This window comes from Clostridium sp., assembly GCF_022482905.1.
Lineage (GTDB): Bacteria > Bacillota > Clostridia > Clostridiales > Clostridiaceae > Clostridium_B.
Genome location: NZ_JAKVOI010000001.1, coordinates 1,720,068 through 1,733,270 on the forward strand (window position 1 = coordinate 1,720,068; position 13,203 = coordinate 1,733,270).

General features: G+C 30.8%; 12 protein-coding genes. All 12 read right to left on the reverse strand.

The genetic code is table 11. From position 1 onward, the window contains the following. Positions 1-28: 28 nt before the first annotated feature. Positions 29-1,783 carry a UDP-N-acetylglucosamine 2-epimerase gene (locus LKE46_RS08550; RefSeq protein WP_291720563.1) on the reverse strand — a complete coding sequence of 585 codons (1,755 nt, stop codon included), beginning with the start codon at positions 1,781-1,783 and terminating at the stop codon, positions 29-31. 25 nt (positions 1,784-1,808) lie between these two features. Further along, positions 1,809-3,101 carry a class I SAM-dependent methyltransferase gene (locus tag LKE46_RS08555; RefSeq protein ID WP_291720565.1) on the reverse strand — a complete coding sequence of 431 codons (1,293 nt, stop codon included), beginning with the start codon at positions 3,099-3,101 and terminating at the stop codon, positions 1,809-1,811. Positions 3,102-3,129: 28 nt separating this feature from the next. Further along, positions 3,130-3,792, reverse strand: coding sequence for a TylF/MycF/NovP-related O-methyltransferase (locus tag LKE46_RS08560; protein WP_291720568.1), 663 nt, complete (start codon positions 3,790-3,792; stop codon positions 3,130-3,132). Between the two features lie 93 nt (positions 3,793-3,885). Further along, on the reverse strand, positions 3,886-5,055 hold the full coding sequence (locus LKE46_RS08565; protein WP_291720570.1) for an acylneuraminate cytidylyltransferase: 1,170 nt from the start codon (positions 5,053-5,055) through the stop codon (positions 3,886-3,888). A gap of 1 nt (position 5,056) precedes the next feature. Further along, positions 5,057-5,926: an N-acetylneuraminate synthase family protein gene (locus tag LKE46_RS08570; RefSeq protein ID WP_291720572.1), complete on the reverse strand. Its 870-nt coding sequence runs from the start codon at positions 5,924-5,926 to the stop codon at positions 5,057-5,059. Positions 5,927-6,135: 209 nt separating this feature from the next. Next, positions 6,136-7,188, reverse strand: coding sequence for a pseudaminic acid synthase (gene pseI, locus LKE46_RS08575; RefSeq protein WP_291720575.1), 1,053 nt, complete (start codon positions 7,186-7,188; stop codon positions 6,136-6,138). Between the two features lie 110 nt (positions 7,189-7,298). Beyond that, complete coding sequence (locus LKE46_RS08580) at positions 7,299-8,048, reverse strand: glycosyltransferase family protein (RefSeq protein WP_291720578.1); 750 nt, start codon at positions 8,046-8,048, stop codon at positions 7,299-7,301. A 6-nt stretch (positions 8,049-8,054) separates the two neighbouring features. Further along, a complete protein-coding gene (locus LKE46_RS08585) occupies positions 8,055-8,726 on the reverse strand; it encodes an HAD family hydrolase (protein ID WP_291720580.1) in 672 nt (223 codons plus the stop codon). A 12-nt stretch (positions 8,727-8,738) separates the two neighbouring features. Beyond that, positions 8,739-9,716 (reverse strand): ATP-grasp domain-containing protein, encoded by a 978-nt coding sequence (locus LKE46_RS08590; protein WP_291720583.1) that lies wholly within the window; start codon positions 9,714-9,716, stop codon positions 8,739-8,741. 29 nt (positions 9,717-9,745) lie between these two features. After that, positions 9,746-10,087 (reverse strand): hypothetical protein, encoded by a 342-nt coding sequence (locus LKE46_RS08595; protein ID WP_291720586.1) that lies wholly within the window; start codon positions 10,085-10,087, stop codon positions 9,746-9,748. Further along, complete coding sequence (locus LKE46_RS08600; RefSeq protein WP_291720589.1) at positions 10,084-11,814, reverse strand: motility associated factor glycosyltransferase family protein; 1,731 nt, start codon at positions 11,812-11,814, stop codon at positions 10,084-10,086. Before LKE46_RS08600 ends, LKE46_RS08595 begins: the two co-directional genes overlap by 4 nt. 88 nt (positions 11,815-11,902) lie before the next feature. Further along, the gene (locus LKE46_RS08605) at positions 11,903-13,201 is read right to left on the reverse strand and encodes a flagellin (RefSeq protein ID WP_291720592.1); all 1,299 of its coding nucleotides are present in this window, start codon (positions 13,199-13,201) and stop codon (positions 11,903-11,905) included. Positions 13,202-13,203 lie beyond the last annotated feature (2 nt).

Below are 13,203 nucleotides of genomic sequence, written 5' to 3' on the forward strand. Positions count from 1 at the left end.
TTTTCCTCCACAATATTTTATGAATCTACTAAACCGGTTGTTTTTCTATTAATATAGCTTTAACTATTCTATCTGTAACATGTCCATCAATTTTATAAAATCGCTTTTCTAATATTTTATTATTTAAAATATTTTTTTTATTGATTTTTGTAATATTATTTAATAACTCATATTCATCTTTTACTCCTAACGCTATCCCATCTTTTACAAATCCCGATGCATCTCCATACTTAGGTAATAATATACAAATACATTTTTTATTAAATATCAATGCTTCTTGTGTAACAGTAGAGAATACATTTACAACAAAGTCACACCATTGAAGCAATAAATATAAATCATAATTTTGTACTATTTTAAAATTTTTTAGGTTGTATTGTTTTGTCATATTTTTATAAAAATTATATTTAGCATCTGCTGGGTGCAGTTTAATTATTAAATTATAATCTTTATCCAACTTTTTTAAAGAATTAAATAATATTTTAATTGCCGGTTTATCAGTATCACTTGCTCCTTGAGTGATATATAAAATATTTACTTTATTAGTATTTTTAGTTTGAGAACATTTATTTTGTCTCTGATTAATGTAATATTTAAATATTAAATCTGTTCTAACTTGCCCAGATATTAATACATTAGAATCAGAATATATGGTTCCATTATTAATCAATTTTTCTTTAAAAAATTTCCCCCACACAAATGTTTTTGTAGGCGCTAAAATATCATTGTATTTTGACTCTATAGCTTGTGAAAATCTTTTATTAGTAATAATACCATGCTGACAAGAAAAACTTTTTATCCACAATTTATTTGCAGCAAATATGAATGGTCTTCCACTATAAGTTTCATCCATAATTAAGCATTTTTCTATTTTAAATTGTTTAAATATATTCATTAAAATTAAAATTCTTTTTAAGGCATTATCACATCTTTCCTTATAGTCACTAAAAAAATTATTAACAATTATTTTATATAAATTTAATTTTTTATATTTATAATTCAAATTTTTTAAAATTTTATCATTGATAATAATCTTATTATTTTCTACTTTCACATTTTCTAGACTAATAATATTTTCTATTTGTTCGTAAGGATAATACTCTAAATTACTTTCTATAGATTTATTTAAACTTATCTTATTACACTTTTGAATATTAAGTATATTATAATTTTCTTTCAATCTGTCAATTATAGGACCTATCTGTGTATCATAATAAAATTGTTTTTTATTTATAGTATCATTGATTATATTTAAATTCATAGCATGAGAAAGCACTAAAAAATTTTTTTTTAGTAAATATTTCTTTTTAAATTCACTAAGATGTTTTATCCCTATCTTTGATCTTTGATCTAATAAATATGCAGTGTCAGAATTAACTTCTTTTTTATTTTTATTGGTTGGTTTTACCTTAATACATTGTAAGTTAAATAATTGTGTTGCAACATTATACATCATAAAGCTATCAGTTGTAACTATGATATCATCAATTGAAAATTTATTTTCCAATTGATTAATTATTTCTATACAATTTAATAAATGTTCAACTCTAGCATAAAGTGTATCTCTAAAAAAGAAATATAAAGGTATATCATCATACATATAAATATCTTCTAAATAAAATCCGTTATAATTTTGACATTCTAAAAATTTTATATAATTAAAAATCTCTTCTCTACTAACTTCATTTAAATAATTGGATATATTTTCATTTTTACTATGTATAGAAATATACTTTTTATTCTGCGATAAAATATAAAATAAATTAATAATAATTTTTTTCACATCCAATCCATGATTAATATTCTGTTTAGTAAATTTTTATTATATCAATTCCATATTTCTCATAATCCTTAATTCTATCATATATTATTTTTTGGTAACTATCTGAAGATATAACTATAGCTTTTATTTTATGAAATATTTTTTCTAAATTCAGAACTTCATATCCATAATACATCTTATTAATTTTGTCTTTCCCTTTATCTAATAAGCCCAAAATCTTATTAGTATAGCCAATATAATCCAATAAAATTTTAGTATGATTTCCTGTTCCATACAAAACCACAGTATTATCTTTATAATTGCTTATTCTTTCTTTTACTATTTTAAATTTCTTTTCCCTTTCAGCTCTACTTTTTTTCTCCATAAAATTCTCATATTCTTTTTTATATTTATCCTTATTTTTCTCTAAATCTACAAGGTAACTTTTTACATCATTATAATAATTAACAACAGTATTACTTCTATAATCAATTTTTTTAAATAGACTATGTATTCTCTCATCGCCCTTTATAAATTTAAATTTACTCCATTTCATTATTTGCACCAATGTATCTAAATCAAAACTATACGTATGTGCATTTTGTAAATAATATAAAAAGTCACACTTGTCATATCCAATTAGTAAACTTTTTAATCCAGGAACTTCTACATACAAATATCCAGTCGGCTTTAATAATTTATATATTATTTCTAATTCACTATCTATATCTAGGAAATGTTCTAACACATGGCTCAATATTATTAAATCAAATTTTTCCAGATACTTATCAATTAAGTTTTTTGAATGTGTACAATAAAGTTCTAATCCTTTATCTATACCATAATTTATGTAATTGCTATCTAGATCCACCCCTATAACACTACATCCATTTTTTTTAAATATATCTAATATTCCACCTGCCCCACATCCTACTTCTAATACCTCATTATTATCTAAATTAATTGAACTACTAACATACCTAAATATTTTTTCTCCTCTTTTTTGTTCAAGATTATAAAAATCAAAATTAGGTTCCTGTACACCCAAATATAATTTCCTATATTCCTTATCATAGAACTGATCATATGAAAATTGGTTCATTCTTGGATTTGTCATAACTAAGCCACATTTTTGGCAGATTACAGTAGTTAAAGGAATCCCATATCTATCTTTTTCAGACAAAATTTCAAAACTATTATTTCCACATTGACATTTTACCTCTTTATTTAAATAAATCCCTTTATTTAGCTTTTCCAAAACTTGGTTTTTAGTTAATTTTTGAATATTATTTAAATTAATACATTCTAAGCTATCATATTTAAATCTATCACTTAACATAATTTTTCCACCTCCTGATTAAACCAATTTAAGGTTTTATTATGAAACTAGGTGTACTATTTAATTTTGATTTTTCTATAATTACGTTTTTATCTTTAAAAAATTCATCTACAGCCTTAGTTTCTCCTGGGAATACTCCGTAATCATCTAATATTAAAATACCATTTTTAACAATTCTAGGATATAAATTTTCTAAGACTGTTACTGCAGGTTCATATATATCTGTATCTAAATTCAATAATGCTATTTTGAGTTCAGAGTGATTTCTTACAAATTTAGGTACAGTCTCATTAATATCACCTTCTATTAATTCAATGTTATTATATATTTCATTTTTAGAAAGAACTTCAACAAGCTGATTTTTTGATATTCCTTCTTCACCTGCTTCTCTTATAAATTTTTCTCTTTTTCCCTTATCATCTTGAAATAATGTTGTAGGAAACTTGCCAAAAATATCAAATCCTATAATTTTCCTAGAATTTTTGTTTTCTAATAAATCTCTATAACAAATAAATCTTTTTAAGGAAATTCCCTTAAAAAGTCCACATTCAATTACTGCTCCCGGTAAATTCAATATTCGCTTGTATAATTCATAATGAATTAAAGGCTTAGCAATTCTAGATATATCACAAGTTAAATAAAAATTATTTTCATATTCAAAAGATTTGTTTTTATCTGGTAAAGTTATCACAATTTACACTCCAGTTCTATAGAATACTAAAATATCAATTTTACTTTTTTGACTTAAATTTTATCATATATTCCATTTGAATCTTCAGATCTATCATTTATATTCTATTATTAATTCAGCAATTTCTCTCACAGCTCCATGTCCACCTTTTGTTTTAGTTACATATTTAGATGCCTCCTTTACATTTTCCATGCCATCAGCTACACAGCATCCAAATCCAACGTTTTTTATTGCTTCCAGATCATTTATATCGTCTCCGATATATGCCATTTCATTAAATTCAATATTATATTTAACACTTATTGCCTTAATAACATCAATTTTATTCTTTATTCCTAAATATACTTCATCCGCTTCCAGTTTTTTTGCTCTTTTTTTAACTATATCAATATCTTCTCCCGTTATTATAATAATTTTAACCCCTTTTTCCCTCAGCAGTTGAAAAGCCATTCCATCTCTGGCATTAAATTTTTTCAACTCATCTCCTCTTTCAGAATAATACATTCCCCCATCAGTTAAAACTCCATCACTATCAGTTATTAGCATCTTTATATTTTTCAAAATATTATTAAAATTATTTTCTGTTTTTATTCTTTTTCTTAATAGACTTTCAGCAATAACCCAATCACTAGGTTCATCTATTTCAAAATAGGAATCTTCATTCATCCCTGAAATACCAATATTACCTGAAATTCTACATTTAGAATTTAAGAGTAATTTCTTTTCTGTTATATAAAAAGCCCCATTTTCAACAAAATATCCTTCAAATTCCTGTCTTCTAGGTCTATTAAATGGATTATAATTTTGGGGTATAAAAATATTTCCCCCTTTACTTGTCCAGATAAATCTTTTTTGTGTTACTCCAGATAAGACACTATCATAATTATGATTTAAAAACTTTTCAAAACCTCTATCTAAATCTTTACTTTGCAGAAGTGGTGAGGTAGCTTGTATCAATACAATATTTTCAAAATCATAGTTGTTAGCAAATTCAAGCATAGCTGATTCCGTGCTGGAATTATCTTCCACAGTATACTCCGAACGATTTACAACTTCAATTTTAGTACAGCCATATTCTTCAACTGTTTTTTTTATCATATCACTATCCGTAGAGACAAATACCTTGTCTATATAAGAACAATTAACTGATGCATCCAATACCCAATAGACTAAAGGTCTTTCTAATAATTTTTTTATATTTTTTAGAGGAATTGATTTACTCCCTCCTCTTACAGGGATAAATGCTATATTTTTATATTTCATATCATGCCCCTTTATATTTCAACTTTTTCCTTTGAGGTTTCTCTATATCAAGTATTTCTTTTCCTTTATAAGTTAAAGCTTTATAAGCATTCCCCACATCTCTAGCTAATCTCCTCATTCCATCTGGTTCAAGCGAAGCAGCATGGTCTGTGCCTTTCCATGTTCTATTCAATGTGAAATGCCTTTCTATTGTAGATGCTCCCAATGTATATGCAGCTATATCCATAGCTATTCCATTATGATGTCCAGAAAATCCTATTTCCTTTACATCATCTTCATATTTCTCTTTTATTCTACTTATTTCTAGTAAACATAAGTCCTCTACTGGAACTGGATATCCTGATGTACATGCATAAATCACTAAATCTTTATTTCTATTTCTACTTTTAAAAAATCGGATTAGTTTTTCTTCCTCTTCACGAGTTGTCATACCTAAAGAAATATGAATTTCTCCATTATAATTATTACACAGCCAATCAAGCATAGTATAATGATTATTACAAGCTGAAGGTATTTTTATCAATTTTGGATTTAGAGAAACTATCTCTTTAGCTGAAGTCAGGTCCCAAACTGAGGTACTATATTCAACTCCCATTTCTTCACAAAATATTTTTAGCTCCTTATGTTGTTCTAAAGAAAATTCAAGAAATTCTCTATGTTCTCCATATGTTTTTCCATATGAATTAGTAGGATTAGGATGCGGTGTATTATATTGCTGTTTTGTCAAACATTCTCTGGGATTTCTTTTCTGAAATTTAACTACATCAACTTTGCAAAATATAGCAGCCATTTTTATAAATTCCTTAGCTATCTCAAAATTTCCCATATGATTACATCCCACTTCTGCTATTACTTTTGGCTTCTTATACATATATCTAAATCCTCCTGTATACACCTTAACGAATTTATATTAAATTTTTATATGATATACCATTAAATTTTCTAATACCAAAGATTATTTTTTTCATTTCTAGAAAAGATAACTTTTTCTCTTTTTTCTTATGAAATTACTATTATACAAAACATTGCATTATTCTTCTAAAGTATCAACAGCTAAATATTTTATGAATTATTTCCTTTTTATTCAACCAACCCCCACTTCAGTGGAGTTCCCTTCTCAATATCACACCTTGCCCTTTTTCCAATCACATCATCAATATACTTGGTTTCAAGTCCAAAGCCGGGCCTTATACTCTTTACATTGTCTACCGTAAATACTTCTCCTGCCTTTATGTCCTTCACTACAAAAAGGCTTCGGGAATGTTCTCTGCTCTTAATCTGCTTTTCTGTCAGCTCGTAGTTCACTCTTCCGAGGGCTTTTTCCATATCTCTTATCCCCTTCACCATCTGCAAAAATTCCTCCGGCTCCATGGAAAAAGCAGAATCCGGACCTCCCTCAGACCTGTCAAGGGTGAAATGTTTTTCCACCACTTTTGCCCCCAGTGCCACTGCTCCTAGAGACACTGTCTGTCCCAATGTGTGGTCTGATATGCCTGTCAGCGTACCAAAGGTGTCATGCATGTTGGGTATTGTCTTTAAGTTTATGTCTTCCAGTGGTGATGGATATTCTGAAGTGCATTTCAGTAGTATTACATCATTGTTGCCGGCTTTTTTGCAGGCATCCAGTGCCTCCTGGATATCTCCAAGTCTTGCTATGCCCGTAGACATTATAACCGGCTTTCCCTTTGAGGCTACATACTCCACAAAAGGTATATCCGTAATCTCAAAAGAAGCTATTTTGTAGGCTGGAACATTCATTTTCTCCAGAAAGTCCACAGCAGATCTGTCAAAGGGTGATGAAAAACATATCAGACCCTCTTCCTCAGCTATTCTCTTTAGCCTGGGCTGCCAATCCCAAGGAGTATATGCCTTCTGATAAAGTTTATAAAGTGTAGTACCATCCCATATAGTTCCCTGCTTTATCTGGAAATACTGGTTGTCACAGTCCAGTGTTATGGTATCCGGAGTATAGGTCTGCAGCTTCACTGCATCTGCTCCTGCTTTTTTTGCTTCTTTTATGAGCTTCACCGCATTGTCAAAATTCTGGAGGTGATTTGCAGAAAGTTCTGCAATTACAAAGGCAGAACTGTATTTATCTATTTTCTTACTGCCTATAACTATGTTTTCGTTCATAAATCCTCCGCATCGATTTATATATTAAAAAAATATTTGTACACACTTTTACATATATTTAATTATCGTAGATATATAAAAAAACTTAGACATAAATCTAAGTTTTGAACCTATCTTTGAACAACATTTGAATTTATATTCGATATTTGAGGATTTTCGTCTAAATAACCCACTATTTGTCTCGAAGACACATATTCACTATTAAAATGTTCATATATATTCTCCACCAGTTTAAAATCCTCAATAGTATCTACACACAGCCTGTAATCCCTGTTATAGAAATCACTTCCTCGTACATGTCCTATTTTAAACTCATTGGGATGTTTGTAGATATAGTACGTAACATGTTCCTTATACATATCAAGGTCTGTTCCATTTGGCTCTTCCGTTTCCACACTGCATACAGTATTATAAACTCTGTCAAGTGCATCTTTGCTGAATACCTCCACATCAAATCCCCTAATAAAGCTGTCAGGTACATCCAGCCTTGCATAATCATAATCATTCATTTCAAAATAGGTTATAACATTGTCCACTATAACCGGATCTATAAGAGGACAGTCCCCGGTGACCCTTATTATAATGTCTCCGCCGTATTTGTCTGAGCAATCCCTGTACCTCTTTAAAACGTTGGACTCATCTCCCCTGAATACATTGTACCCAATACTACTCACTACCTCCACAAGAGGTTTTTCTCTTTCTTCAACTGATGTGGCAAGTACAATCCGGTCTATATATCTGCTTCTGCTCAATCTGTCCAAGGTGTACAATATCATGGGCCTGTTCAGTATGGGTTTTATGACTTTCCCGGGAAGTCTTTCAGATCCCATGCGTGCCTGCACTATACAGAGTATTTTCATAAAAAATCACATCCTGTTTTCAATTATATTCTCCAGTTCTTTCAAATTTCTTATATTGAAGTCAGCTTCATGGCAGCTGTCGAGAAGTGTATTCCTGTGATCGCCCCACTGCCTTATTATCCTTACCGTATTCATTCCTGCTTTTCTGGCACCTATAAAATCCTTATTGGGATTGTCACCAATATACATACAATCTTCAGGTCTGCATTTAAAATACTGAAGCATTTTCAAATAAGCAAAACTGTTTGGCTTCCAGCATTCCTTGCCGTAGTCATCTGTAACTATTATTTTATCCGTATACTTTTCCAATTTCAAAAGCCTTATCTTGTTCCACTGTACAGAGGCCTTTCCATCCGTTATTATTCCAAAACTATATTTATGTCTATATTTTCCCAGGAAATAAAGTGCATCTTCATAAAGCTCTATGTTAGGTAAAGCATTTCTGTATATATTCACAAGTTTATCTATGTTCTCTTTTATGTTGTATTTATCGCATAGAAAATCGAAAATTTTTCCCCGGCCTCTATGTTCCAGAATGGAAATGGTATTCCAGTAAAGTTTTTGAAAGCTTATGCCATGCTGCTGTGATAAATAGCTGCAGACACTCCTGAAAGCCCCTTCCACAAAATCTCTTTCCCTGTAGAGCGTATCATCCAGATCAAACACCACTGCTTTCATACCCTGCACCTCTCAATTAAGGAAAACCGCTTCATCATATCTGAGCATGGTCAATTCCCTGAACTTTCCTATTATAGGCTGTATTTTCTCTCCCGACACCATCATGTTGAAATATTTTCCGTAATTCACTCCTGCTTCAAAGGTCAGCGGAACTCCGCCTCCAAAACGGGGATTTATCTCTATGAACTTTATATTTCTTGAGCCGTTCACCCTGCACTGAATTGTATAAGGACCAATTACAGAGCAGCCGCCTCCTGCAGCTTTGGACTTTGAGAGGCACTGGACAACTCTGAAGGTTTCCTCTATTATATTTCTGTCCATTGCAGTTCTGCTCTTCGAAACCTCTCCGTCCCTGACCTCCAGTCTTTCCCTGGGAACTACGGATATGATATTCCCTGTTAAATCACAGAGTACATCCACAGTGTATTCTTTTCCATCCACATACTCCTGCACTATGGGATCTTTTACATATTCCACAAAGAATTTCAACTCATCTATACTGTTCACTTTATGTACATTCATGCTTCCCATGCCATTTATAGGTTTTACTATGAGAGGAAACTTTATGAGGTTAGTGTTATGATTGATTATAAAAAGAATCTCCTCTTTTGAATAGGTTCTGGGTGTGCCTATACCATTTACAGAAAAAAATTTATAAGTATTAAGTTTGTCCTGACATATGTCAATTATATTTCTGCTGCTCAGAAGAAGTATTGTACCAGCTTCATCAAATTTATCCCTGCTGCTGCACAGTTTGTAAAATTCATATTCATGGAGTGGGACAATCATATCTACCTTTTCTTTCCTGCATATGTCAATCAGTGAATTTACATATTCCCTGTCTGCTATTCTGGGAATTTTATAAAATTTATCTGCAAAATCAATGGCAGGTGCCATGTCTCCTGCATCTGTTCCTATTACAGTACAGCTTCTTTTCAGATACTTTATGAGCTGCACCCTTTTTCCTATGGATGTTATCAATATTTTCATAATTTTTTATGTCATACCTTTCAATATAATTATGCCAATAGTTCTTTCCATTTTCCCAGTATGGGGTCAATCTCATATTTAAGCAAATCCGCACTGTAAACATAATCTTTTATAATTATACATTTTTCTAATTCCTGTAGAATTTCAAGCATATGACTAATACTTATATTTGCTTCCAGTCTGCCATTTATATCGGCAATATAGGTTATAATCCTGTCCAGACCAATCATAATCTCTCCAAAATATTTCATGCCATTGTCAAATTCACATAATACAAAACTTTCCCACGCTTTCTCAATGTACTCCTGTACAGCAGATATCTTATTTATGTATTCTGCATTCTGAATATTGTCCCCTGATTTCAATTTCATTTTCCTCCCTTTACTATATTAGTAAAAGCGTTATCCATTATAAGGCATTTGTCAAGTATATATGCAAATTTTTGTTTATTTTTTTCAATATAGTTCTTGTTTCTATATAAAAAATCCAAATTTTCCAAAGCCGGTTCGATAATGTGCTTATACAATCCCAAATCACTTAATTTTTTATAACTTTCTTTTATATTTTTATGAATTTTTTTCTGATCTACTTCAGATTCTATATATTTTATAGATGTTTTAAGCACATCTATCAATTTCATATTTTCATATTTCAAGTTTTTTTTCATATTCTCCAGCTTTTTAGCATTAATTTCATTATTTATAAAATTGCTGTAAACATCATCTATATTTATCTCATATTTATCTTTCAAATTTTTCTCCGCATATTCATTAAAATCGATATTCTCTGCTCCTTCAATATCCAATCCGTCTCTTGTTCCATTTAAATACCTAATATTGGGATAAGCCTTGATGCAGGCTTCCATAGAAGTCCTCATGGACAGGAAAACAGGTGTAGTGTATACGTCCACATTATTTTTATTTTTTGTTTTTACATATCCTTTCTTTTTAATTTCCTCTGACACATTTGCCTCATAAATAGATCCTGACGCATAATTTCTGTCTGAACTATAACATAAATCCTGCCCTAAAAATATTATGGGATTACATCCCAGTTCTGATAGATTATATGCTAGAGAATTTGCTACCGAGGGACCGGAAAACAAATTAAAGGGGATTTTTCCAACGGAATTGTATATTTCACTGTCCATATTGTTGACATTCAATAGAAATTTTGGTCCTTGAAGATGATCAAGTACATCATAATATAATACACTTGAATAAAATACTGCCGTATCCCTGTTTAGTTTGATATTTTTAACTAATCTGACTTCATTGATCCAACCATCGAGCATACATGCTATATCCGCCTTGATTTTCTTATTTTCCAGTATATTTATTCCTGACCCAGCCGAAGCTATCAGCACTTTTCCCTGGAGCTTTTCCAGCATTTCTATATTATAATCCAGTGATGGACCGGCTGACACTACAACTGCAGGTTTATTGATGAAATTTTCCTTCAATTCAGTAACAGGACACATATTATCTACATATTTGAGATTGCCTATATAATTTTGAAACCACTGTGAATATGAAACTATTTCTGTATTAATATTGACCCTAAAAATATTAATTTTTTCTTTTATATTTTTAAACGTATTATTTATTACATCCCCATATATATTTTGATAGAAAGGCAGAACTACAAATTTTACATTTACTGACTTTTCAAATCCTATTGCATCATTATAAAATTTTCCTATTTTTTCTGAACTGTTGCCTAATATAAAATGAACATTTACTTTATTGAATAAATATTTTATATCCTCAATTTCAAGCAGTAATTTAAATATTTCTTCATCCGGTTCTACTATAAAATAGCGTATATTACTATTTAACTTTATCATTTCTTTCAATTCATATCCAAGTCCCAGTCCAAATAAAAATACAATATCGGGTTTATTTTCAAAAACATTTTTTGCAATAAATTTTGCCTGATACCAGGGATCATACTGGCTGTGAATTATAAAGCCTTTTCCACTTATATTTTTAGTTATGTTATTTGAATGATTTTTAGTCATAATTTTTTTTACAGTTATCAACTTAACTTTTTTTATCTTATCATATAAATACAGATTTAATTTTTTTATAAATTTCATATTTTTTTCATATGTAGTTTTTGTCATGTAATTCACCTTTTAATAAAAAAGCCAGCTCGAAAGCTGACCTTTTCATTACCCTTTAAAATTATCTCAATAATTGAAGAACCTGCTGAGGCTGCTGATTTGCCTGAGCCAGCATTGCCTGAGCTGCCTGAGAAAGAATATTATTCTTGGAATACTCGGACATCTCTGACGCCATATCAACGTCTCTTATTCTGGATTCAGCAGAAGTCAGGTTTTCAGAAGAAACTCCCAGATTGTTTATTGTATGTTCCAATCTATTCTGATAAGCACCAAGTTTTGCTCTCTGAGTAGATACATTTTCCAATGCATTATTTATTGTAGTTACTGCAGCGTTGGCTGATTTCTGATCTGAAACATTTATTCCACCAACATTCACTGCATCTCCATCAGTTAACTTTACTGTTGCAGTAAATACTGTAGCTGAAGCTCCGTTAACATTAGCCTTAAACGCTATACCATCTGATGAAACTGCTACTATTGTTCCATTATTGTCAACCAATGTCTTATCTGCATCATTATAAGTATAGTTTCCTGCCTGCAATCCTTTATTGTCAAATTGTGCTGTACCTTTATAACTTTTAGCTCCAGAAGCATCTTCTGCAACTGTAACTGAACCGGAAGTTACTTTTTGCTTAAATACTAATTCATCATCACCTGCTCCACCATCTGCAGCCTGAGTCTTATAAGTTAATCCATCTGTACTCGTTGCAACAACTTTACCGCTGCTATCTTGAAGGCTATAGGAAGCACCGGAAGCAACAGTAACTACTGAATATGTTCCAGCCTCTAAAGTATCACCAACTATAGTTGCAGTAGGTGTATAAGTTCCAGAAGCAGTTACTTCAGCCTTGCCAGTAATACCTAATGCAAATGATCTCATATCACCAATATCAAGTGTCAAATTCTGATTCTGATTTGCTCCTATCTGGAAAGTTCCGGAGAAAGTTCCATCCAAAAGTTTCTGGGTATTGAATTCAGTTGTATCTCCAATACGTCCAATTTCCTGTGCAAGCTGATCCACTTCTTTTTGTATCTGTGATCTATCAGAAGTTGTATTTGTATCATTTGCTGATTGAACTGCAAGTGTTCTCATTCTCTGAAGTATGCTGTGAGTTTCATTTAATGCACCCTCACCAGTCTGGATAAGAGATATGGAATCCTGTGCATTAGTTGAAGCTTGATTCAAACCATTTATCTGGCCTCTCATTTTTTCGGATATTGCAAGACCTGCTGCATCGTCTCCGGCCCTGTTTATTCTGAGACCTGAAGAAAGTTTTTCCATTGCCTTTGAAGCATTATTTGAATTGATGTTCATGTTTCTTAGGGCATTGTTTGCCATAAGATTGTGATTTATTATCATAA

Coding starts and splice junctions, on each gene's coding strand:
- LKE46_RS08570 (WP_291720572.1), bottom strand. CDS start 5,926: ATGTATAAGAAGCCAAAAGTAATAGCAGAAGTGGGATGTAATCATATG.
- LKE46_RS08595 (WP_291720586.1), bottom strand. CDS start 10,087: ATGAAATTGAAATCAGGGGACAATATTCAGAATGCAGAATACATAAAT.
- LKE46_RS08555 (WP_291720565.1), bottom strand. CDS start 3,101: ATGTTAAGTGATAGATTTAAATATGATAGCTTAGAATGTATTAATTTA.
- LKE46_RS08580 (WP_291720578.1), bottom strand. CDS start 8,048: ATGAAAATACTCTGTATAGTGCAGGCACGCATGGGATCTGAAAGACTT.
- LKE46_RS08590 (WP_291720583.1), bottom strand. CDS start 9,716: ATGAAAATATTGATAACATCCATAGGAAAAAGGGTGCAGCTCATAAAG.
- LKE46_RS08565 (WP_291720570.1), bottom strand. CDS start 5,055: ATGAAATATAAAAATATAGCATTTATCCCTGTAAGAGGAGGGAGTAAA.
- LKE46_RS08605 (WP_291720592.1), bottom strand. CDS start 13,201: ATGATAATAAATCACAATCTTATGGCAAACAATGCCCTAAGAAACATG.
- LKE46_RS08585 (WP_291720580.1), bottom strand. CDS start 8,726: ATGAAAGCAGTGGTGTTTGATCTGGATGATACGCTCTACAGGGAAAGA.
- LKE46_RS08600 (WP_291720589.1), bottom strand. CDS start 11,814: ATGAAATTTATAAAAAAATTAAATCTGTATTTATATGATAAGATAAAA.
- pseI (WP_291720575.1), bottom strand. CDS start 7,188: ATGAACGAAAACATAGTTATAGGCAGTAAGAAAATAGATAAATACAGT.